Genomic DNA, 22,004 nt, shown 5'->3' with positions numbered 1-22,004 from the left:
TGTGCCACTGGACTGATGTTTTACTCTGGTCATGTATACGACCAGACAAAATCTGATGTCTCTTTCCTGGTAACTAACTTGTATATCATTGCTGCACTAATCCTGTGCGGCATGGTTAAGGGTAAAAAATGACTAACCCAATCACAACCCTGAGCCTGGAAAGGCTGGAAGAGATGTCTCAATGCAGCTATGTCACTACATTATCTGCGTATGAGATGCGTCACATGGCCCGCGCACTTCTGGCGGTAATGGATGCTAAGCCGATCGGTTATTTCCGTGATGATGCTCGAGCTGTTTTCCGCGTATGGCCGACTAAATCCGATGATTGTAACGTACCTGTCTACACCACCCCGACAGCACCCAGCGCCCCGGACGGGTGGCGACTGGTGCCGGTAGAGCCTACTGATGAAATGCTTACCGCTGGTGATGTATATATGGATGGTATTTCGCAATTGTTAGCCGCATGGGCAGCGATGCTTGAAGCAGCGCCAAAACAGGAGAAAGTGCATGAATAGCACAATGAACCATTTAATGATTGACCTTGAAACTATGAGCAATAAACCCGATGCGGCGATAGTGGCTATCGGTGCGGTTTTCTTTGAACCACGTACTGGCGAACTTGGCGCTGAACTTTCCGTTACCGTTAAGCTGGATAGCGATATGGCAGTTGGCGGTGGCGTAGATGGTAAAACTATTCTCTGGTGGATGCAGCAGAGCACAGAAGCCCGCGCAGCGATCACATCTGAAGATGCTATTCCAGTTAAAAAGGCTTTGAATGAGCTGATCAGCTTTGTAACCCAGAACGTTGAGAATACGCGCAAGTTGATGGTGTGGGGTAACGGAGCCAGTTTCGATAACGTGATCCTGCGCGGCGCGTTCGAGCGATGCAACATCAAGCCTTGCTGGGAGTGGTTTAACGATTTGGACGTCCGAACAATGGTACATCTGGGCCGACAGTTAGGTTTTGACCCCAAGCAAGCAATACCATTCGACGGCGAACGCCACAATGCATTGGCTGATGCTATCCATCAAGCCAGATACGTTTCAGCAATCCACCAGCGGTTGATGGCTCCTCACACAGCATAATAATGCTGCGACATCAGCGGGAGAATAGAATGAACACAGTATTTCTGCTTATGGCGGAGTTCGAGACATCAACGATCCCTCTCGCTGCTGTCGCTGAACGCTATCTGGGTATGCGCCCTTCTACTGCCGATAAAAAGGCTAACTGCGGTGAACTGCCGATACCAACGTTTCGGATCGGTGAGAGCCAGAAATCACCCAGGATGATCCATGTTACGGACCTGGCTGAATTTATAGACAAGCGAAGGAAGGAAGCCAAGGAAGAGTTGGAAAAAATGCTTTGAAAAGGGGTGGCCGAGAGGTCACCCCTTTTTTTTATGCCTGTCAAAAGGGGGCTGTTAGTTTACACCCCAATGAGGCTCTGAAGCGGAATACCAAACTGATTATGAAGATTACGGATCATCGCGAGGCTCAAGCCGCGTTTCCCTGACAGAACCTCATAAACCCGATTAGATTTACCAATTGCTGGTTCCAAATCCTTAACCGTAAGACCCTGCTGATCCATCCTGAATTTTATGGCTTCAATCGGGTCTGGCGGAGATATTGGATAATGCTCATTCTCGTATGCTTCGATAAGCAGCACCATAACTTCCATGTAATCAAATTCAGGGGAGCCAATTTCCGGTTGGTTATCGAACATAGGGGAAACGACATCAAGAGCCGCCTGGTAGTCTTCCTCAGTTCGGATTGGTTTGATGATCATCGTCTTAACTCCACAGTGTTTGCATCTACAGCGTCATATTCTTTGTGGGTCCCGATAAACTTTACGTAAACCCACCCAGGGGGATAGAAAATCGAAACGATCAACCTGTAATCATTCCCCTTAATGTTAAATACAACGCGGTTATTCTTGAGGATGCTGGCTGAGCCGTAGTGCACCTTAATCTCTGCTGGCGTCTTCCAGTTCGCTTTTTTAACCTCGTCAACCCAACTGGTTAGCGGTTGTTCTGCATCGGGATAAACCGCCCAAAATTCCCTTAATGGAGCAACTGAGATTATCTTCATGAGTTTTATCATAGTCCCATAGTGGGACTTTTGCAAGCATTTATCCCATTTGGGGACTATAGGAATCAGCAGGGGAAAGTGAGCATTATTTTCAGTATCGGGACACCAATAGGACACCATGAAATCATAACTCATTGTTTTTATATACTAGTGAGTCCTATCCAGCATAGGGGCAATGGAAAAGCGGTGGGCAGGTAAACTCTGGGTCATAAAGCGCGCAAACTCGGTGTGATTAACAAATGACGATATTGTGCGCAATGATAGCATGCCTGGCTTCAGCAATCACCCGCGGCAGAAACCAAAACCGGGCTGAAGGAGTGACCTGTCAGTCCGGTTTGAGCTTATCCCGTTAAACTACACCGTCCTTGCTCTGGAAGGCACGCGGCTCACTGCCTGCTTCTCAACAATCACCGGAGCCGTCTCATTCGTGCGGAACGCGCAGAGTGCAGAGATGACGCCAGGCATTGAGAACATCACCGCCGGCCCAATCCAGCCGACCATGCCGTACACGCCAGTGGCGATAAAGGGCAGTAAGCCAGCCACCACGGAAGCCCCGTTATAGCCCAGTGAAATACCTGAGGAACGGACATGGGCCGGGAACTGCTCGGAGAACCAGCTCGACTCGACGGCAAAGATCGGATCGTGGCTGAACAGCAGCGACAGAGAAACCGCCGTGACCACCATCAGCACCGCGCCAGTGTTGATCATCATAAACATCGGAATGCCAAACAGAATGGTGAAGATCGCGCCGATCAGGAAGATCGGACGGCGGCCCACTTTGTCGCTCAGCGAACCATAGATCAGATGCCTGACCAGGCCAATAGCGGAACCAATCAGCGTTCCCCACAGCACATGTTCTTTCGTGGTGATGCTTGCCAGCACTACATACGACAGCATAATCAGTGGAAGGGCTGGTTTGAAGCCAACGATTTGCTGCCACCGCGACAATATGGCCTGCGCTTCAATCGCAGCTTTATGGCGATTACCGCAGCGGTGGATGGTCTGGGCGTGGTACTGGAATCCAAGCTGCTGGCTGAGCGCGAGCTGCAGCGTGGCACGCTGGTCTGCCCGTTGGTCGACAGTACCCGGGAGATTCACTACATCGGGCACTATCTGGTTTACCCCCGTAATAAGCACCCTCATCCGGCGTTCGAGACTTTCAAAAGCCCGCGGGACTGGCTGCTGGCCGAACTGGGACTGGGTAAAGGGCAGAATTAGCGGTGATGAAGATCACGGTTACCTTCCCAGGTTCAGGCCCATGCCCGAAAAGAGAACGTCGGAAATGTGACCAGATTCACCTCATCCTGTCCCTGTTGAGAGATGGCTCACAGCGGGTTTATATTGTGTTATCCCGCCTGCTGAAGTCCCCTTTCCCAGGTGAGAAAGAACGTTCGTACTCAGTGAGAAAATGATGCTGAAGCAGAAAAAGAAAAGCGAGCGGCTGTCACAGGGGGAATTGGCCTGCTGAAGTGGCTGCGGCCCCGGCAGCAAAAGCAGGCGGTCGATACTGGAACCTGAGCGGTATAACTAGGGGCGGGGGAGCTGAACCAATCCTGATATGTCAGATGAATGTCCAACATTTCAGGACCAGTCCGGCCTTCCCGCCCGCTTACCGTCAGAAGGTAAAGTTCAGCTGGGCAACGGCACCCCAGGTGTTGTCATCTCCCTTCATACCGGCCAGATCCAGATGCACTTTGCCAAACGGTGACAGGCCAAAACCGGCTGTTGCCACGTTAGTATCGGTATTTTTCATGTCCGCACGGTAACCCGCACGCAGCTGCAACCAGCTCAACAGACGGTATTCCGCACCCACGCCAGCATACTGGCTTTCGCCCTGCGTTTTAAAGCGTTTGGTTGGCGTGACGTCCACATCCAGCGCGGCAGTAAAGCGTTCAGTGTGGAACGATACGCCAGGCGTGACGATTGGGCTGATCTGGTAGGTATCTTTGTAGCCACTGATTTCTTTGGTATCGATATCGCGGGAGATAAGGTTCTGCGCGCTTAATCCCAGCGTCCAGTTATCGCCCAAATCGGTTGCTGCACCGGCATCGATGTTGAAGCCGCTGTCGCTGTTTTTATAGCGCCCCTTGGTAAAGTCTGATTTGTCGTAGTTATAAACCGACGCGCTGTAGTTATACAGGTAGGCTTTCTGCAGCTTCGGGGTCACGCCGAATGAAACCGGATGACCGCCGATGTTGAACTCATGCGCGATGGCAATGCCGTAGTCATAGACAATTGCACCACGGCCAAGGCCCGCTGAGGTCAGCTTATTCTGGTCGCCAGGCAGTGGGAAGACGGTGCCGTCCGCCACGCCCTGCAGATAATCGATATCACTCTGGGTCACGTCCGCCGTGACGTGCGCCGTGCCGTAGGCTTTAGTCACGAAGGCAAAGGGCAGAACTGCGTTCGGGACCGTGACGGCAAAGGCTGCGCCCGCCGTGCCGGATGCCTGGTTACCTTTGATGCCGCGCAGCTGACCGGCCAGATCGCCTGCCGCAGACTGAATTTTTGGATAATCAGCAAAGCTAAACGATGAACTGTTGGCAATGTCCTGATAACGATCCACGCTGTCGGTCAGGTCATCGACCTTGTCGATCAGCTTGTTTTTATCCGTCATCTGCACGCCCACCGCTGGCAAAATAATGCTGACATCGTCATCGGGTTTCGCTTTGGTCATCAGCGCCGGGTTAGCCAGCACCGCAGTGCCGTAGGTTGAAGAGGCAACCCCTGTCCCACCCATTGCGTCGTTGCGTGCATCATAATAATTGCCTGCAGCCAGCGCGCTGAGCGGAGCAAGAAATAAGGCGGGGAACAAAACAGGCAGGGAAAACCTGCTTAACTTGCTGAATTTATATGCCATTTTACCTTAAACCCATCCAGAAAGAGGAGAAAGCGCTTATCAAAAGCGTGCACACTGCATCTGACTGCATAATGAACATACAGACGGCAATTCATTGCTGTGAATTAAGGGACAATGCAGGGGCTTTTCTGCTCATTGCTAATTTGTTTATCTGTTATCAGACTAATGTATAAGCCTGTTATCTCGGTTTTTTCTGTACAGAACTGTCTTAAACCCCCTTATCAAGGTAGTCAGTAACATTTCAGGCTGCAACTAACATTAATAGAGTTTTATTGAAATTTTATGGCACAACTAACAGAGTGAAAAAGTTTAATATCACTTCACAATTAACGCTTAATGCAAATACCAGTTATTTTCAGAGCGCATTCAGCCGGTTAAGCCTGATTAATCTGGTCAAAAGGCGCGATGGGGCGGGATTCGGCGTTTTGCAGCGGGCGTGATAACATAACAATCTGATCTGGCCCCGGGGAAAGTTATGAACGTAAGCAGTGCTGAAAAAATCCTGTCGCAGGCTGAGGCGCTCTGTCAGCAGCGCAATGTCCGGCTTACGCCGCAGCGTCTGGAAGTGCTGCGTCTGATGAGCCAGCACCATGGTGCCATCAGCGCCTATGACCTGCTTGACCTGCTGCGGGCCACTGAGCCACAGGCAAAACCGCCAACTATTTACCGTGCGCTGGATTTCCTGCTCGAACAGGGTTTTGTGCATCGTGTCGAGTCAACCAACAGCTATGTGGTCTGCCACCATTTCGAAGAGCCTTCGCACACGTCGGCGATGTTAATCTGCGATCGCTGTGGTGCCGTGGCGGAAAAGCATGCTGATGGCGTTGAAAAAATCTTAAAATCGCTGGCCCTGTCTTCAGGCTTTGCCCTGACCAATAGCGTTATCGAAGCGCATGGATTGTGTCGCGAGTGTGTGGAAGTGGAAGCCTGTACACATCAGGATGCGTGCCAGCATGACCATACCGTCAACACGAAAAAGCGCGGGCGTTAAACATAAATAGAGTGACTGATTGACTCTGGAGAGGAATTTTCGGGGGGAAATAAGGACTGGAAAGGTAAGTGGCACTTTCCGTGTGCCAGAGTAGGAGCATCGTCCTGAAACACTTACTTCATATCAGAGAACAGGTCAGAAGCGGTGGTTATTTTGGCTTTCCCAGTCGCTGACTTCTTTCTCAGCCTGGTCTTTCGCATAGCCATAACGCTCCTGAATTTTACCAACAAGCTGATCTCGTTTGCCTTCAGCGACGGTCATATCGTCATCAGTCAGCTTGCCCCATTTTTCTTTCACTTTACCTTTTAACTGCTTCCAGTTACCGCCGGCTTCGTCTTTATTCATCTTGTCACTCCTCGACCTTAGGTGCTAACAGTTTTAGTGGAATCGTCTCAGCAAAAGCTACAACAGCAATATAAGTCGCTACTTAACAGCTGAACTCACAGATAATAATAGTATATAATGGAGGTTTTGCCTGTCATGGCGAATTTCTGGCCCGAAAAAGGAACAGAAAAGAGATAAGAGATAGCGAAAAGTCAGGGAGATCATGAACTAACGAAGCGGCAAACTTAAGTAACTAAATATGTCAATCAGCGAACCAGCTGCTGTTCTGCCAGTGGCGTCGCCAGATAAACCAGAGGGTCACGCCACGCAACAGCAGGAACACCGTCACAGCCAGCCACAAGCCATGATTGCCCAGCAATGGCACGGTAAACAGCGTCAGCCCGTAGCCCAGTGCTGCAATCACCATGCCGTTGCGCATCTCGCTGGCACGAGTGGCACCAATGAACATCCCATCCAGCAGATAACACCACACGCCGCAGACAGGCAGAACTATCTGCCAGAACAGGTAAGCGTCCGCCTGCTGCCGCAGTTCAGGCAGTGAGGTGAGTAACTCAATAATACAGGGCCCGGAAAAGGCATAGAACAGCGAAAACAGCAGCGCAACCACCCCGGCTTGTCGGCACGCTGCGCGCCAAATCGACAGTAGCTTGCTGCCATCCCGCGCTCCGTATGCTTCACCCGAGCAGGCTTCCACCGCGTAGGCAAAGCCATCCAGCGCATAGGCAGTAAAGGTCAGGAACATCATCAGAACGGCATTCACCGCCACCACCTCAGCGCCAAGGCGTGCGCCAAAGATGGTCAACGAAACAAAGCACAACTGCAGCAGCAGCGAGCGCAGCATAATATCGCGGTTCAGACGCAGCAGCCTGGCAATGTTCCCCTGCCACGCCGTTTTCAGCATCGCCAGGGAAATGCCACGCAGCTTCATCACCCGCCAGACCATCAACAGCCCGATAATCAGCGTGACATATTCGGCAATGGCGGTGGCCGCAGCGGCACCTTCAACGCCCCACTTCAGACCGATCACCAGCCACAGGTCCAGCACGATATTCACCAGGTTGCCGACCACCAGCAGGATCACCGGGGCCCGGGCGTACTGCACGCCAAGCAGCCAGCCCAGCAACACCAGATTTGCCAGCGTGGCCGGGGCACTCAGCCAGCGAATATTCATAAACAACGCGGCCTGATGTAACACCGCAGGGTCGCCACCGACTATCGACAGCGCAAGATGGTTCAGAGGGGATTTCAGCAGGATAAAGGCCAGCCCGGCCAGCAGCGCAATCAGCAGGGGCTGCATCAGGGCCCTTGCCAGCGCGGGTTTGTCGCCTGCGCCAAAGGCCTGTGCGGTCAGCCCGGTGGTACTCATGCGCAGAAACAGCAGCAGCATAAACAGAAAGCTGGTTGCGGTGGTCCCCACCGCCACGCCGCCAAGATAGCTGGGGCTGTCGAGATGACCAATGACGGCGGTATCGACCAGCCCCAACAGCGGAACGCTGACGTTCGACAGGATCATCGGCAGCGCGAGCCGCCAGAGGTGTTTATCTGAAGAGGTCAGAAATCGCACGATAAATAGGGATTACAACCAGTTACCGTTGCGGATCACACCCACAGCCAATCCTTCAATCGACAGCGTCTGCTGACGAAGATCGACCACAATCGGCTGGAATTCGCTGTTTTCTGGCAGCAGCTGCACCACATTGCCCTGCTTCTTCAGGCGCTTCACGGTCACTTCATCATCAATACGTGCCACCACAACCTGGCCATTACGCACGTCCTGGGTTTTATGCACGGCCAGCAGGTCACCATCCATAATGCCGATATCTTTCATCGACATACCGCTGACGCGCAGCAGGAAATCCGCACTGGGTTTGAACAGGCCAGGGTCAACCTGATAGTGGCCTTCGATATGCTGCTCGGCCAGCAGCGGCTCACCGGCGGCGACGCGGCCAATCAGCGGCAGGCCTTCCACTTCTTCTATCATCAGACGGATTCCGCGTGATGCGCCGGAAACGATCTCAATCACCCCTTTACGCGCCAGTGCTTTAAGGTGTTCTTCAGCCGCATTGGGGGAACGGAAGCCAAGCTGCGTAGCGATTTCCGCCCGCGTTGGCGGCATGCCGGTCTGGTTAATATGGTCGCGTATCAGCTCATAAACCTGTTGCTGCCTTGCCGTTAATGCTTTCATCCCGCCCCCTGGTTGTTTATACAGTCGACTGTGAGTATATACAGGTATTTACGCGATGAAAACCTAAACATGGAGAAAAAACACTGAACCCGTCAGATTGAGCAAACCTTAGCCCAGATGCGCAAACAGGAGCGTTATCCAGGTAAATAGCGCCAGCAAAATAGCCAGCAGCACGGCGGCGGACCCCATATCCTTCGCCCGGCCAGATAAAGGATGAAAATCGCTGCCGATACGATCGACTACCGCTTCAATCGCGCTGTTGATGATCTCAATGATGATCACCAGCACCACAGAGCCAATCAGCAGCACGCGCGTGATCGCATCCACATCCAGCCAACAGGCCACCACAATCGCGACAATCACCGCAATCGCTTCCTGGCGGAAGGCCGCTTCGTTGTGCCAGGCGGCACGCAGGCCTTTCCATGAGTAGCCTGCGGCTTTTATGATTCGGGTCAATCCGGTGACGTTATTTGCCATAATGAGGGAACCCTTTGTGATCTTTAACGTCAATGTGTGAGTGGCGCACATTTTGCAACACCACAGATCTCGCAAGCGCTTTCTGGTATGCTTGCCGCGCTTTGCTAACAAGAGGCTTCATGTTGTCTATGTCAGGTTGGCGTAATTTATATTATAACTTATTGAATTTACCGGTTAAACTCCTGGTAAAAAGTAAAGCGATTCCTGCCGAGCCGGTCGCTGAGCTGGGGCTCGATACATCGCGCCCTATTATGTATGTGCTGCCGTACGATTCAAAGGCCGATCTTCTGGCGCTGCGAGAACAGTGTCGCAAACAGGATCTCCCCGATCCTCTCGATCCGCTGGAAATTGACGGTACCGTACTGCCACGCCATGTATTTATCCATGATGGCCCCCGCGTGTTCCCCTATTTCATGCCGAACGTGGAATCAGTAAAGCTGTTTCACGAGTATCTGGATCTGCACCGCAGTAACCCGCTGCTTGATGTGCAAATGGTGCCGGTATCGGTGATGTTTGGCCGCGCACCAGGCCGTGAAGTGCAGGGCGACGATCAGCCTCATCTGCGGGTGCTGAACGGTGTGCAGAAGTTCTTCGCCGTACTGTGGCTGGGCCGCGACAGCTTCGTGCGTTTTTCGCCGATTGTTTCGCTGCGCCGCATGGCTACTGAACACGGTACGGACAAAACCATTGCCCAGAAGCTGGCAAGAGTGGCCAGAATGCACTTTGCCCGCCAGCGTCTGGCCGCAATTGGCCCTCGTCTGCCGGTGCGTCAGGATCTGTTCAATAAGCTGCTGCAGTCCAAAGCTATCGCCAAGGCGGTAGAAGATGAGGCGCGCAGCAAGAAAATTTCCCATGAAAAAGCTCAGCAGAACGCCGTCGAGCTGATGGAAGAGATTGCCGCAGACTTCTCCTATGAAGCGATCCGCCTGACCGACCGCGTGATGGGCTGGACGTGGAGCAAGCTGTATCAGGGGATTAATGTGAATGGCGGCGAGCGCGTGCGTCAGCTGGCACAGGACGGCCATGAAATCGTCTACGTGCCCTGCCACCGCAGCCACATGGACTATCTGCTTCTCTCCTACGTGCTTTATCACCAGGGGCTGGTGCCGCCGCATATCGCCGCCGGTATCAACCTGAACTTCTGGCCAGCAGGCCCGATTTTCCGCCGTCTGGGCGCGTTCTTTATCCGTCGTACCTTTAAGGGCAACAAGCTCTATTCCACCGTGTTCCGTGAATACCTGGGTGAGTTGTTTACCCGTGGCTATTCGGTGGAATACTTTGTGGAAGGCGGCCGCTCCCGTACCGGTCGTTTGCTGGATCCGAAAACCGGCACGCTGTCAATGACCATCCAGGCTATGCTCCGTGGCGGCAACCGTCCTATCACGCTGGTGCCGATCTATATCGGTTACGAGCACGTGATGGAGGTGGGAACTTACGCCAAAGAGCTGCGCGGTGCGACTAAAGAGAAAGAAGGCTTTATGCAGATGGTCAACGGGTTGCGCAAGCTGCGTAACCTGGGCCAGGGCTACGTTAACTTTGGTGAACCGCTGCCGCTGGTTAACTACCTGAACAAGCACGTGCCGGAATGGCGTGACTCTATCGACCCTATCGAGGCACAGCGCCCGGCATGGCTGACGCCTGCGGTGAACGATATTGCTCAGCGCGTGATGGTGCGTATCAACAACGCCGGTGCAGCTAACGCCATGAACCTGTGCGTAACCGCCCTGCTGGCTTCACGTCAGCGTTCACTGACCCGTGAGCAGTTGACCGAACAGCTGGAATGTTACACGCAGCTGATGCGCAACGTGCCATATTCGCCGGACTCCACCGTGCCGGATATGACGCCAGAAGCGCTGTTGGATCATGCGCTGGGCATGAACAAGTTCGAGATTGAGCAGGATAATATCGGAGAAATCATCGTTCTGCCGCGTGAACAAGCGGTGTTGATGACCTATTACCGTAACAACATTCACCATATGCTGGTGATGCCGTCGGTGATTGCGGTAATCCTGATGCAGCATCGGGAACTGACACGTGCCGAGCTGCTGCGCCAGGTCAGCGTGATCTATCTAATGCTGAAAACCGAGCTGTTCCTGCGCTGGGATAAAGAGAACCTGCCGACCGTGCTGGACGCGCTGGTCAGCGAAATGGCCCGTCAGGGTCTGCTGACCGCTGATGAGCAGAAGTTACGCCTCAGCCCTGCCCGTTTCCATACTCTGCAACTGCTGGCTGCTGGCGTGCGTGAGACGCTGCAGCGTTATGCGATCACCTTCTCAATCCTCAGTGCTAATCCGTCGATTAACCGCGGTACGCTGGAGAAAGAGAGCCGGACGATGGCTCAGCGTCTGTCAGTGTTGCACGGTATCAATGCGCCGGAGTTCTTCGACAAGGCGGTATTCTCCACGCTGGTGCTGACGCTGCGCGACGAAGGCTATATCAGCGATACCGGCGATGCGCTGGTTGAGCAGACCCACAAGGTCTACCAGATGCTGGCAGATTTGATTACTCAGGAAGTCAGGATGACCATTGAAAGTGCGGTAGCGCACGAGTAAATCGGGGTTCTGAAATGAAAAGGCCGGTGATTGCTCACCGGCCTTTTTTTCTGCCTGCCGATCAGAGCCAGCTGTTCAGTGGCGCGCAGCTGAGCGCAATACCGACAAACAGGACCAGGCCGACATAGTTATTGTTCAGGAAGGCCTGGAAACACGCATCACGCTCACGGGTGGTAATCAGCCGCTGCTGATGCACAAACAGCGTGGCGGCCAGCAGGAGTGACCAGTAAAACGCGCCGCCCAACTGCATCATCCAGCCAATCAACGCCATCAGCACCAGCGTGGCGAACTGCAGCAGGCCAACGATCAGCTTATCAAAGCGACCGAACAGGATCGCCGTCGACTTCACTCCAATCCGCAGATCATCATCGCGATCCACCATCGCATACAGCGTATCGTAGGCCACCGTCCAGCAGATATTTGCAAGGAACAGCAGCCAGCAAGCCAGCGGCACGGTTTCACTCACCGCGGCCCAGCCCATCGGGATCGCCCAGCCAAAGGCCGCGCCCAGCACCACCTGGGGCAGATGGGTGTAGCGCTTCATAAACGGATAAACCCATGCCAGCGCCAGCCCGCCGAACGAAAGCCAGATGGTCATCGCATTCATGGTCAGCACCAGACAGAAAGAGACCAGCACCAGCCCGGCAAACAGCACCTTAGCTTCTTTTGTGGTCACCGCGCCGCTGGGCAGTGGACGGGACTGGGTACGCTTCACGTGGCCGTCGATTTTGCGGTCGGCGAAGTCATTCACCACGCATCCTGCGGCACGCATAAAGAACACGCCGATGATAAAGACTGCCAGCACGTTCAGCGGTGGAATGCGTATTCCGGCCAGCCACAGAGCCCACAGGGTCGGCCACAGCAGCAGCAGCGATCCAATCGGCTTGTCGATACGCATCAGGCGGCTGTATGCCTGGAATTTACTCATTGGCAAACTTCTTTCCACAGCTAACACCCTTCGGCCTGCACCGACCAGTAGAGCGGTGCGGGCGGTAAAAACAGTTCGGTCAGTAATAATGGTTTGCCGGAGAGACGCAGACGCGAGCGACGTCCCCACAATCCGTCCACCAGCCCTGGTTCGATAAAATCGCGCGTCAGGGTTGAAGAGGCAAACAGGTAACGGCCCAGCGGGCGCGTGCCCAGCTGCTGCAGCATTTGCTCCGGACCGTTCAGCGTCGACTCCGGCACAACGGTGCGGCCAGCCAGCCAGGGAACCCCGTCGCCGCACAGCAGGATTTCCCGCAGCCAGTAACGCGACTCCTGCGGTAATAAGGACGCTTCAGTCCCCACCTGTTCCACGTTGATAAATCCTTCCTGCAACACCTCAACCGTGACCCGACCACAATGGCGCTCAAAGCGCCGGGTCATGGAATCTTCTTCCATCAGCCAGTCAAGCTGCGGGGCCGTCAGTAAAGATGAGGAAGTGGGTAGCCATTCGAGGGCGCGCAGCTGTGTCAGCGCGTGATCGGTCATTGGCCTCTCCGGGCAAAAAATTTTGGAGGGATAGTGTAACGCAGACCCTGCCTGAGAACACAGAATATTAATACCCAGCCTGTGCTGGGAGCATTGGCCGTCAATAGCGCGAGACGCTTTACAGGCGGCCGGGCCTCCAGGATTTGCAGCTTATTCCCTTTTCAGTCGGTTGCTGTTCGCCAGCCACAGGGTGAACACCAGGATCAGGATCGCGATCGAGTAGGCCAGCGTATCAAACGGATTTTTATGGTCGACGATAATCAGACGGATAATCGCCGTGATACCGATATAGACAAAATAGCGCAGCGGGAAGTGATATCCCGACTGGAAGTATTTGACAATTAAGGCAATAAACTCGAAATAGAGGAAGTAGATAACAATCCCCTCGATCAACAGATAAGAGGAAGTCTGCTCGCCGGTGTTCAACAATACGTTGGCCAGGTGGAAGGTTTCCTTGCCCAAAAAAATCGCCAGAATACCGGCCAGAATAATCAGGCCAATATTCAGCACCATCTGTAGAACCCAGGCAATTCGTGTGGCGGTAATCATGCAAACATCCTCTGAAGTCACTGTTAACTGTCAGGATAATCCCGACATGCACAATATGCTTCAGCGTGACGAAGTTCACAAGTTTTTGCGCAGGGGCAGGCGGACAGAGAGGGGACGAAGCCATTCGCCCCTGAGATGTTCACTTCGCTGAATACAGCGGGCCAGGTGGAATCTGACCCACTGTCACTTAACGGAAGTTTTCGTCGCGATCGCTGGTCATATCATACAGCTGGTACTTACGACCCAGCATCTGACCGCCATCTCGCGTCAGCGGCGTCCAGTTAACCTGCGCACGGCCGCGGGTTGGCGTGGCGGTGAACAGATCCATCGGAATCGATATGTAGAAGCCTTTAGTGAAGTCGCCCTCACCGTATTCTTCTGCTGATACGTTGGTTTTGGTGGCGTAAGCCCCGACGATCACGCCGCTGTCGAACTGGCGAGAGACGTCAATCGTTGCCCCTTTATCTTCGGCCAGATACTGCCCGACGCTCGCCTTCACCAGCACCTGATGGTTGAAGAACGAAGGTCGCCAGTAAGCGGTCAGATTGCCGACTTTTGCGTTGTAGTCGGTGAACTGCATCATGTTGTCCCAGTCACGCTGCTTGACGTAGTTGGCATCCACGCCAAATGCCCAGTCAGAGTCGAGCGGACGGTACAACACTTCGCCCCCCACACCGCCGTACATCGTTTCCAGATAACCGCCATAAACCTGCCCATAGAAGCCATTTCCGAGGTAGTGCATGTAGTTGGCTTGCAGGTTATTCACATAGACGTTGTTTTCAACGTAGTCGCGAATATGGGTACGTACGCGCGGTAACGAGGAATCAGAAGGTGCGCCGTTGTAGTTGAACTTGTCGTAGTTGTTTGCCAGGTTGCCAAACACGCTGCCGTCAAGCAACAGGTGGTTAGTCAGCCAGTAGCTGGCGCTGCCCATCACCCCAACCTGATAAAGGTAGAAGCTTTCCGGTCCGCCAACAGACTGGTTCAGCACCGGCGCAATATTGTAGGTAAAGTCATCCGGATCGATATGGTAACCCTGTTCAGTACGGCCCGGATCAACCGGATTGACGCGCTGCTGATCCAGCGTTTTTTCCTGACCCAGTGGATAACCTTCCAGCTGCTGACGCAGGCTATCCACGCTGGTCCGGGTGGTCACCTGCGGCATCCGGTTGCGGGTTTCCGTGACGTCCACCGTATCCACATTCTGTGGCAGGTTGTTCATCACGATCACGTTCGCGCGGTCGATCCCTTCCTGGGTATTGCGGTACTTGGACTGCTGGCCGGTCACGTACAGGGTATTGCCCTTCACCTGCATGTTCGGCCCCGTCAGGCCGGCGTTGTATTTCAGATCGGTCAGCTGGTCTGCCGCCACGGTCAAATCAAGGAATTCGCCCTGTGGCTGCGGCTTGTAAGCCGGTTTGGGCACATCGACGGAGGCTGAATGCAGATCGTTAAAGTTGGTGCGCAGCGTGAAGCCCGCCATAAAGGTGTTGCCACGCTCATAGCTGACGTTAACATCGGCCCAGTCGGTAAGACGGTAAATTGCCCCGACGTTAACTTTGCTTTTCTGCTCCAGGCGCCCGGCGAAATCGTCCTGATAATTGTTGCCTTCGTACTCCACCTTCAGGCGCAACGGCTGCCACGGCGTCTGATATTCCACACCACCAAAGAGGGCCGCCGGGCCTTTGAACATGTCCTTGCCGCTGACTGAACCCGCGGTGCCATTGTTGTCTGAACGGTAGCAGTAGCTGCTGTCAGCTTCACAGAATGGGTTTTTCACCGTGCCGCTGTTGCCGAGGTAGCCGAAGCCCAGTCCCAGCGTAAAGTCGAATGGTCCCCAGGCTTTGGTCGCCACAAAATATTCACTGTCGAAAAGACCCGTACCGCCAAGGTCACGGGCGCCCACCGAGAATTCCGGCAGCCAGTAGCCTTCCTGCCACAAACGCGCTTTCAGGTCGAAGGCTTTGTCTTTATAAGACTGGTTACCACTGAAACTCTCTACCGCACTGTAACGACGGGTTTTCACATCGGTATAGCGGATCGTCGCTTCGAGCCAGGGAAACAGCTGTACCGACGAGGAGTAAAATCGATACTGATCGTTGTAGCGATAGTTCAGGCTGAACTCGCCGTCCTTTGCCATACGCGCGGTGGGCACCTGCAGCAGGCCCACACCGCCGAAGTCGGACTGAGAAGGACCTGGCGCATCGGGCCAGGTGGCCGCCTGGGCCTGGCTGGCGCAGGCAACGGAAACTGCCAGCAGGCTGAGAAGACAGGTTTTTTTCATCAGTCAGGGATCCGGTGCGTCAGAACAGAGATAATCTGCTGGTTAAGATCTGCATACTGGCCAGGCAGCGACCAGGAGGAGAAGCCAACGTAAATAATGCTGCCAGTCTCTGGCTCAACGTGGCGGCGATTCCAGTAAGCAATCGGCACTTCCGTTGTCTCGCCCGAAGGTGCAATCACCGTCGCAAAGTTACGTTCCGCACCGTCGAGACGGTCGTGGTCACCGAGGTAATCAACAACAGTCCGTCCGGGCAGCCACGGCGTTTTCCCGCTGCCGCTGACCAGGCCCGCCAGGGTCACATTGGTTGGCTCTCGCAGGGTATACACACTGTAATCGCCTTCCAGACGGCGGTTTTCCGCCGCACGCACACGTACCCAGTCAGGATCGAGATTGACGATCTGCCGTCCGGTCACTTTCACTGCGGCCACCTGCTGCAGGAGGTTATCCACTACCGCTGCTTTATCCGCATCATCATCCGCATGCAGCTCGTTGCTCCACGCCTTCAGCCGTGCCAGCAGCTGTTGTTGCTGTTGCAGCGCCACCGCCGTCGCCATTTTTTCGGCGATCACCGTACCCGGCCACCAGGTTTTGCCCTTCAGCTCCGGGCTGGTCACCAGCTGAGCCAGATTTTGCGCATGGCTGACCACTGCCGTCTGCGTCTGCCCCGGATAAAAGACCGTGACCTGGCTTTCCGCAGACACGCTCAGCGACACGCAGGCAGCCATCCCTGCGAGGAGAGAGGTTATTTTTTTCATGATTTCGCCGGCTTCAGGATGGTGGTTTCAATGGGGAAGTAATCGCCGCCCAGCATCTGCTGTGACTGGCGGACCTGACCAGTGGTAGTGTCGACCCAGAAGATGTTGGTCCAGGATTTACCGTCTGCGGCCAGCTCTACGTGCTCCTGCCAGACGCGGCAGGCAACTTTATTGCCCGCCAGATCCAGCACCTGATCGTTCCCTCGCGTGAAGTGAGAAACCGCCGTACCGGCGCGAAACTTCCCGGCCTCGGTCCAGCTCAGCGTCCGCGTCCAACTGGCCCCTTCCGTCAGGTGCAATGCATTGGCCAGCGGATCCTGCTGCAGATTGGTGACATCCACCAGATTGTTAGTCAGCCCAAGCGTTTTCACCACCCGCCCATGCTGAGTGACCACCACCGAGCGGTCGCGGGTGATCCACTTTTGCTGACCGTTTTCATCAAAACCCAGCACCACGAAGATCCTCTGCCCGTCATTCACGCGCAGATACATGCTGGCATAGGGCAGGCTTTCAACCTGTTCAGGGGTGACCTGAACATCGTCTGGCCCCAGCAGGGCGAGTTTTACCGAATCGGTCAGTCCTTTTTGTGTTTGTGTACAGGCCTGGAGCAACAGGCATAGAAGCAGCAGTGGTATATAGCGCACCTGTGTGAGTCCCTGAACAAAGTCTGACAATGTCAAAAAATAACCACACAGCCGTGTGGTTATGATTAATTTACCGAACTTAGCGAGTGGTCGCCGTGGTGGTCGTCGTCGTGGTGCCGGTGTTAGACCCGTTACCACCGCTGCTTGCTGCCAGCGCTACGCCAACCAGTGCGCCAAGCGCACCAATACCCACAGCCGTGGTGGTTCCTGCGGAGAGCGTTCCCGCAGTTGCACCCGCAGCCTCACCGGCTTCTTCAGGTGCGGCGAACGCGGCTGAAGCTGTGGCCAGATAAGCGATGGCTGCAGCAGCACATAAGGCTTTTTTCATATCATTTCCCTTCATTAAATGAATGGATACCCAACCTGAAGGGTTTCAGGCACGTTCAGTATAAGGCAATAAATTAACAGAATTGAGGGCTGATACGGCGTGGCTTACAGGGGATTTTGGCTGTTTAAAATAAACGCCATTTGGCAGGTTCAGGCAGTATTTAATCCATTAGTTCAGGTTGCTGGCATTAATAACTGTGATATGAAGCCATTTTAGTGCCATTAACTGGTAATCTGCTTTAACGGCGGGGATTAACACGAAATGGCGCGATCATCAAACCAGACTGATTTAAAATCATATTTATCAAATAGTTAATTGCCCCCCCCCCCGCCTTTGCCTGCAAAAAAGCCAGCTAAGGTTTTCAGAATTATCTTGGCGTAAAAGCCTCAACAATCAACGGTTTTAAGATTTTCCTTAGCCATGACGGGCTGAGTTGATCAAATTTTGGAGGTAATGACGGGGGAGGTTGTAATGACTTTCCTCTGCAGCCCCCGACACAGGCGGCGGGACAGGGAGTCGCCAACCTGTCAACCAGGACCAAAAAAAGATAAAGGCGGACCTGTGACGGAGGCTACGGGCAAAATAAAGGGCCGGAGCTTGCGCAACCGGCCCTGAAACTGTCAGCTAAAGAGATCAGCCACGCCAGTTTTTATAACGGTTAATCAGACCGTTGGTGGAGCTGTCGTGGCTGCTGACCTGCTCGCTGCCGGTCAGTTCCGGCAGGATGCGGTTTGCCAGCTGTTTGCCCAGCTCAACGCCCCACTGGTCGAAGGTGAAGATATTGAGGATTGCGCCCTGAGTGAAGATTTTGTGTTCATACAGCGCAATCAGCGCACCCAGGCTGAACGGCGTAATGTCGCGCAGCAGGATGGAGTTGGTTGGACGGTTACCTTCGAACACTTTGAACGGAACGATATGCTCAACAGACTTCGCGTCTTTGCCGGCATCGGTAAACTCTTTCTCTACCACTTCACGTGATTTACCGAACGCCAGCGCTTCAGTCTGCGCGAAGAAGTTCGACAGCAATTTCGCGTGATGGTCACCCAGCTTGTTGTGGCTGACGGCAGGCGCGATAAAGTCACAAGGGACCATTTTGGTGCCCTGATGGATCAGCTGATAAAACGCATGCTGCCCATTGGTGCCTGGCTCGCCCCAGATAATCGGGCCGGTTTCGTAAGTCACCGGAGTGCCGTTACGGTCAACATACTTGCCGTTGGATTCCATGTTGCCCTGTTGGAAATAGGCAGCAAAGCGGTGCATGTACTGATCGTAAGGCAGGATGGCTTCGGTTTCAGCACCAAAGAAATTGTTATACCAGATGCCGATCAGCGCCAGGATCACCGGCAGGTTTTTCTCAGCAGGCGTGGTGGAGAAGTGCTTGTCCATGGCATGCGCGCCGCTCAGCAGTTTCTCGAAGTTGTCGAAACCAACTGACAGGATGATCGACAAACCAATCGCTGACCACAGGGAATAACGGCCGCCGACCCAGTCCCAGAATTCGAACATGTTGGCGGTATCAATACCAAACTCGCCCACGGCTTTACCGTTGGTGGAAAGAGCCGCAAAGTGCTTCGCCACGTGCTTCTCATCACCCGCAGCCTTCAGGAACCAGTCACGCGCGCTGTGGGCGTTGGTCATGGTTTCCTGCGTGGTGAAGGTTTTGGAAGCGACCAGGAACAGCGTGGTTTCCGGGCTGAGATCTTTCACCGTTTCAGCAATGTGCGTGCCGTCAACGTTAGACACGAAATGCATGTTCAGGTGGTTCTTATACGGACGCAGTGCCTCGGTGACCATAAATGGCCCCAGGTCGGAACCGCCGATACCGATGTTCACTACATCCGTGATCGGTTTGCCGGTGTAGCCTTTCCACTCGCCGCTGATGATACGCTCAGAGAAAGATTTCATCTTCTCCAGCACCGCGTTCACTTCCGGCATCACGTCTTTGCCATCCACCACAATCGGGGTGTTGCTGCGGTTACGCAGGGCAACGTGCAGCACGGCACGATCTTCGGTACGGTTAATTTTTTCGCCGGAGAACATCGACTTGATGGCACCCTGCAGGTCGGTCTCTTTGGCCAGAGCCTGCAGCTTGCTGAGGGTTTCACTGGTGATGCGGTTTTTAGAGAAGTCCACCAGCATAAGGTCATCAAAGGTGGCAGAGAAGGTCGCAAAACGGTTGCCGTCTTTGGCAAACAGATCGGCGATCTCGACCTCTTTCATCTCTTCAAAATGCTGCTGAAGCGCCTGCCAGGCAGCGGTTTGTGTCGGATTGATATTTTTCATAGCAACACACTCTTGTTATTTAAGAACCGGAAATCAGACCGGACGCCATGTTACCTGTTACGAGCCGTCAGCTCCCCTTTTCCTGCAACAGGTTACAACTATCACGGGAGGCGCAGACCTCTCCTGTGTCCGGGGCTATTTATAATTCAGGCGACGGGGATGATGCCCGCTCAGCGTTTCAGTATGACTATCCTGCTGTCGAAAGGAAAAATTTTATCGTCGCATCCTCCCTCTTTCAGCCTTTGTAGGGTGAATCGTTAAGGCGGGATAAGTGACTGTAAGCCTTACCGTCCCGGCAAATTTGATTGCCGGTGCCTTTTCCCGGTTCCTGCAATAAAAGGTATACGGCGGCGCGTCAGGGCTGGCCCCCGCTGACAGCACCAGGGTAAAATGAGAATTCCTCAAACGGCAGTGATTGACAGCAAAGCCATAACCGGATATTTGTAGTCCGCTAGTTGCGCATCTTGATGCGCAAGCCAGAAGAGGCGCGTCGCCCAGGCAGTGTGTTGGAGGAACCGAATCCGGTGAAAACACATCAGGGGGAGCGACGCCGAGGTGCAAATCACGCGGAGTGGGGCGCATCGACCGCAGGGGCTGAATCCTCTGGGTTGTCACCAGGATCGTTCGCAGTCGAACGATCCATACTCAGATTCACTGCGTTGCGGCCGCACAGCTGCCACAGCGGGTCGGGTATACAAGGTGGGGCGCTTCTGGGTGACTCGTAGTAATCCCCTTTTCTACGTCTGCCCCGTTTCTGCTCTTCCCTTGTGCCAAGGCTGATGGAATCTAACCTGACACGAGGTATGTCAAGACATGTCCCAATCTTCATTGATCGTGGCGAAATTTGGCGGCACCAGTGTTGCCGACTTTACCGCGATGAATCGCAGCGCCGACGTGGTGCTGTCCGATCCGAATGTCCGTCTGGTGGTGCTTTCTGCCTCCGCGGGCGTTACCAACCTGCTGGTTTCCCTGGCTGATGGTCAGGAACAGGAACAGCGCGCTTACCTGTTGGATGAAATCCGCCGTATTCAGTACGCCATTGTCGACCAGCTCGACAAGCCGGAAGTGATCCGTGAAGAAGTCGATCGCATGCTGGAAAACATCACCATGCTGTCGGAAGCGGCAGCACTGGCCACCTCAACCGCCCTGACAGACGAGCTGGTCAGCCACGGTGAACTGATGTCCAGCCTGCTGTTTGTGGAGATCCTGCGTCAGCGTCAGGTGGCGTCAGAGTGGTTTGATGTGCGTAAAGTGATGCGCACCAGCGACCGCTTTGGCCGCGCAGAGCCTGACGTGGAGCTGCTGGCTGAGCTGTCACAGTCCCAGCTGGCTCCGCGTCTGCAGGAAGCCCTGATCGTGACCCAGGGCTTTATCGGCAGTGAGGCAAAAGGCCGCACCACCACGCTGGGCCGTGGCGGAAGCGACTACACCGCCGCCCTGCTTGGTGAGGCGCTGCACGCCAGCCGCATCGACATCTGGACCGACGTGGCGGGGATCTACACCACCGATCCGCGTGTGGTGCCAGCGGCCAAGCGCATTGATGAAATCACCTTCGAAGAAGCGGCCGAAATGGCGACCTTCGGGGCAAAAGTGCTGCACCCGGCCACGCTGCTGCCAGCGGTTCGCCGCGATATTCCGGTCTTCGTCGGCTCCAGCAGGGATCCTGCTGCAGGCGGCACCCGGGTCTGCAACCAGACGCAGAATCCACCGCTGTTCCGGGCGCTGGCCCTGCGCCGCAAGCAAACTCTGCTGACACTGCACAGTCTGAATATGCTGCACGCACGCGGCTTCCTGGCTGAGCTGTTCAACATTCTGGCGCGCCACAGTATTTCCGTGGATCTGATTACCACCTCAGAAGTCAGCGTGGCCCTGACTCTGGACACCACCGGCTCTTCCACCACCGGTGAAAGTCTGCTGACCCAGGCCCTGCTTACCGAGCTTTCTTCCCTGTGCCGTGTTGAAGTGGAAGAGAATCTGGCGCTGGTGGCCATAATTGGGAATAATCTGTCCCAGGCCTGTGGCGTGGGCAAAGAAGTGTTCGGCGTGCTGGAACCTTTCAACCTGCGCCTGATTTGCTACGGTGCCAGCAGCTATAACCTGTGCTTCCTGGTGCCGGGCAATGACGCTGAACGGGTAGTGCAGGCATTGCACCATAACCTGTTCGAATAAAAAGAAATGAAGTTATCTGAC

23 protein-coding genes and 1 riboswitch are annotated in these 22,004 nt (G+C 54.4%); of the genes, 7 read left to right on the top strand and 16 right to left on the bottom strand.

Going from position 1 to position 22,004, the window contains the following annotated elements; genetic code table 11:
• The first annotated feature begins 128 nt into the window (after nucleotides 1-128).
• The 3 genes from AC3Y5R_RS21905 to AC3Y5R_RS21895 are packed head-to-tail and all read left to right on the top strand — an operon-like array spanning nucleotide 129 to nucleotide 1,367.
• The gene (locus AC3Y5R_RS21905; RefSeq protein ID WP_489923085.1) at nucleotides 129-515 is read left to right on the top strand and encodes a hypothetical protein; all 387 of its coding nucleotides are present in this window, start codon (nucleotides 129-131) and stop codon (nucleotides 513-515) included.
• Between the two features lie 4 nt (nucleotides 516-519).
• The gene (locus tag AC3Y5R_RS21900; RefSeq protein ID WP_489923116.1) at nucleotides 520-1,086 is read left to right on the top strand and encodes a 3'-5' exonuclease; all 567 of its coding nucleotides are present in this window, start codon (nucleotides 520-522) and stop codon (nucleotides 1,084-1,086) included.
• Between the two features lie 29 nt (nucleotides 1,087-1,115).
• On the top strand, nucleotides 1,116-1,367 hold the full coding sequence (locus AC3Y5R_RS21895) for a pyocin activator PrtN family protein (protein WP_489923084.1): 252 nt from the start codon (nucleotides 1,116-1,118) through the stop codon (nucleotides 1,365-1,367).
• A gap of 59 nt (nucleotides 1,368-1,426) precedes the next feature.
• Here the strand turns inward: AC3Y5R_RS21895 and AC3Y5R_RS21890 are convergent, their stop codons facing one another.
• From AC3Y5R_RS21890 to AC3Y5R_RS21880, 3 genes are all read right to left on the bottom strand, one after another.
• The gene (locus AC3Y5R_RS21890; RefSeq protein ID WP_489923083.1) at nucleotides 1,427-1,786 is read right to left on the bottom strand and encodes a helix-turn-helix domain-containing protein; all 360 of its coding nucleotides are present in this window, start codon (nucleotides 1,784-1,786) and stop codon (nucleotides 1,427-1,429) included.
• Nucleotides 1,783-2,088 carry a type II toxin-antitoxin system HigB family toxin gene (locus AC3Y5R_RS21885; protein WP_489923115.1) on the bottom strand — a complete coding sequence of 102 codons (306 nt, stop codon included), beginning with the start codon at nucleotides 2,086-2,088 and terminating at the stop codon, nucleotides 1,783-1,785. Before AC3Y5R_RS21885 ends, AC3Y5R_RS21890 begins: the two co-directional genes overlap by 4 nt.
• A 354-nt stretch (nucleotides 2,089-2,442) precedes the next feature.
• A complete protein-coding gene (locus AC3Y5R_RS21880) occupies nucleotides 2,443-3,036 on the bottom strand; it encodes an MFS transporter (protein ID WP_489923082.1) in 594 nt (197 codons plus the stop codon).
• Here AC3Y5R_RS21880 and AC3Y5R_RS21875 point away from each other — a divergent pair.
• The gene (locus tag AC3Y5R_RS21875) at nucleotides 3,019-3,306 is read left to right on the top strand and encodes a LysR substrate-binding domain-containing protein (protein ID WP_489923081.1); all 288 of its coding nucleotides are present in this window, start codon (nucleotides 3,019-3,021) and stop codon (nucleotides 3,304-3,306) included. The two genes, AC3Y5R_RS21880 and AC3Y5R_RS21875, sit on opposite strands and share 18 nt — an antisense overlap.
• 397 nt (nucleotides 3,307-3,703) lie before the next feature.
• On the opposite strand, the gene AC3Y5R_RS21870 is transcribed toward AC3Y5R_RS21875, so the two are convergent.
• Nucleotides 3,704-4,948: a conjugal transfer protein TraF gene (locus AC3Y5R_RS21870; protein WP_489923080.1), complete on the bottom strand. Its 1,245-nt coding sequence runs from the start codon at nucleotides 4,946-4,948 to the stop codon at nucleotides 3,704-3,706.
• Nucleotides 4,949-5,423: 475 nt separating this feature from the next.
• Here AC3Y5R_RS21870 and zur point away from each other — a divergent pair, with 475 nt between their 5' ends.
• Nucleotides 5,424-5,939, top strand: coding sequence for a zinc uptake transcriptional repressor Zur (gene zur / locus AC3Y5R_RS21865; RefSeq protein WP_489923079.1), 516 nt, complete (start codon nucleotides 5,424-5,426; stop codon nucleotides 5,937-5,939).
• A gap of 135 nt (nucleotides 5,940-6,074) precedes the next feature.
• Here the strand turns inward: zur and AC3Y5R_RS21860 are convergent, their stop codons facing one another.
• The 4 genes from AC3Y5R_RS21860 to AC3Y5R_RS21845 form a co-directional block, all read right to left on the bottom strand.
• Nucleotides 6,075-6,284 (bottom strand): CsbD family protein, encoded by a 210-nt coding sequence (locus AC3Y5R_RS21860; RefSeq protein WP_489923078.1) that lies wholly within the window; start codon nucleotides 6,282-6,284, stop codon nucleotides 6,075-6,077.
• Between the two features lie 241 nt (nucleotides 6,285-6,525).
• Nucleotides 6,526-7,848 carry an MATE family efflux transporter DinF gene (gene dinF, locus AC3Y5R_RS21855; RefSeq protein WP_489923077.1) on the bottom strand — a complete coding sequence of 441 codons (1,323 nt, stop codon included), beginning with the start codon at nucleotides 7,846-7,848 and terminating at the stop codon, nucleotides 6,526-6,528.
• A 12-nt stretch (nucleotides 7,849-7,860) separates the two neighbouring features.
• On the bottom strand, nucleotides 7,861-8,469 hold the full coding sequence (gene lexA / locus AC3Y5R_RS21850) for a transcriptional repressor LexA (RefSeq protein ID WP_489923076.1): 609 nt from the start codon (nucleotides 8,467-8,469) through the stop codon (nucleotides 7,861-7,863).
• Between the two features lie 108 nt (nucleotides 8,470-8,577).
• Nucleotides 8,578-8,946 carry a diacylglycerol kinase gene (locus AC3Y5R_RS21845; RefSeq protein ID WP_489923075.1) on the bottom strand — a complete coding sequence of 123 codons (369 nt, stop codon included), beginning with the start codon at nucleotides 8,944-8,946 and terminating at the stop codon, nucleotides 8,578-8,580.
• Between the two features lie 128 nt (nucleotides 8,947-9,074).
• Here AC3Y5R_RS21845 and plsB point away from each other — a divergent pair, with 128 nt between their 5' ends.
• Nucleotides 9,075-11,498, top strand: a complete 2,424-nt coding sequence (plsB, locus tag AC3Y5R_RS21840; RefSeq protein ID WP_489923114.1) for a glycerol-3-phosphate 1-O-acyltransferase PlsB — start codon at nucleotides 9,075-9,077, stop codon at nucleotides 11,496-11,498.
• A 61-nt stretch (nucleotides 11,499-11,559) separates the two neighbouring features.
• Here plsB and ubiA read toward each other — a convergent pair whose 3' ends face one another.
• The 8 genes from ubiA to pgi all read right to left on the bottom strand — a co-directional run bounded on the left by ubiA (nucleotide 11,560) and on the right by pgi (nucleotide 19,814).
• Nucleotides 11,560-12,444, bottom strand: coding sequence for a 4-hydroxybenzoate octaprenyltransferase (ubiA, locus tag AC3Y5R_RS21835; protein ID WP_489923074.1), 885 nt, complete (start codon nucleotides 12,442-12,444; stop codon nucleotides 11,560-11,562).
• A 2-nt stretch (nucleotides 12,445-12,446) separates the two neighbouring features.
• Nucleotides 12,447-12,971, bottom strand: coding sequence for a chorismate lyase (ubiC, locus tag AC3Y5R_RS21830; RefSeq protein WP_489923073.1), 525 nt, complete (start codon nucleotides 12,969-12,971; stop codon nucleotides 12,447-12,449).
• 150 nt (nucleotides 12,972-13,121) lie between these two features.
• Nucleotides 13,122-13,520 (bottom strand): phosphate-starvation-inducible protein PsiE, encoded by a 399-nt coding sequence (gene psiE, locus AC3Y5R_RS21825; RefSeq protein ID WP_158781692.1) that lies wholly within the window; start codon nucleotides 13,518-13,520, stop codon nucleotides 13,122-13,124.
• A gap of 187 nt (nucleotides 13,521-13,707) precedes the next feature.
• A complete protein-coding gene (locus AC3Y5R_RS21820) occupies nucleotides 13,708-15,804 on the bottom strand; it encodes a YjbH domain-containing protein (protein WP_489923072.1) in 2,097 nt (698 codons plus the stop codon).
• Complete coding sequence (locus tag AC3Y5R_RS21815) at nucleotides 15,804-16,559, bottom strand: capsule biosynthesis GfcC D2 domain-containing protein (RefSeq protein ID WP_489923071.1); 756 nt, start codon at nucleotides 16,557-16,559, stop codon at nucleotides 15,804-15,806. Before AC3Y5R_RS21815 ends, AC3Y5R_RS21820 begins: the two co-directional genes overlap by 1 nt.
• A complete protein-coding gene (locus AC3Y5R_RS21810) occupies nucleotides 16,556-17,203 on the bottom strand; it encodes a YjbF family lipoprotein (RefSeq protein ID WP_489923070.1) in 648 nt (215 codons plus the stop codon). Before AC3Y5R_RS21810 ends, AC3Y5R_RS21815 begins: the two co-directional genes overlap by 4 nt.
• Before the next feature lie 79 nt (nucleotides 17,204-17,282).
• Nucleotides 17,283-17,531: an exopolysaccharide production protein YjbE gene (yjbE, locus tag AC3Y5R_RS21805; protein WP_489923069.1), complete on the bottom strand. Its 249-nt coding sequence runs from the start codon at nucleotides 17,529-17,531 to the stop codon at nucleotides 17,283-17,285.
• Between the two features lie 633 nt (nucleotides 17,532-18,164).
• On the bottom strand, nucleotides 18,165-19,814 hold the full coding sequence (pgi, locus tag AC3Y5R_RS21800) for a glucose-6-phosphate isomerase (RefSeq protein WP_489923068.1): 1,650 nt from the start codon (nucleotides 19,812-19,814) through the stop codon (nucleotides 18,165-18,167).
• Between the two features lie 472 nt (nucleotides 19,815-20,286).
• A riboswitch (Lysine riboswitch) is annotated at nucleotides 20,287-20,532 on the top strand.
• A gap of 95 nt (nucleotides 20,533-20,627) precedes the next feature.
• On the opposite strand from pgi, the gene lysC reads away from it, so the two are divergent.
• A complete protein-coding gene (gene lysC, locus AC3Y5R_RS21795; protein ID WP_489923067.1) occupies nucleotides 20,628-21,983 on the top strand; it encodes a lysine-sensitive aspartokinase 3 in 1,356 nt (451 codons plus the stop codon).
• The last annotated feature ends 21 nt before the right edge of the window (nucleotides 21,984-22,004 follow it).

This window comes from Erwinia sp. 009765445 (genome assembly GCF_058137865.1).
Note: the sequence above shows the minus strand (reverse complement) of the source record. Positions and strands in the feature narration are given on the sequence as shown.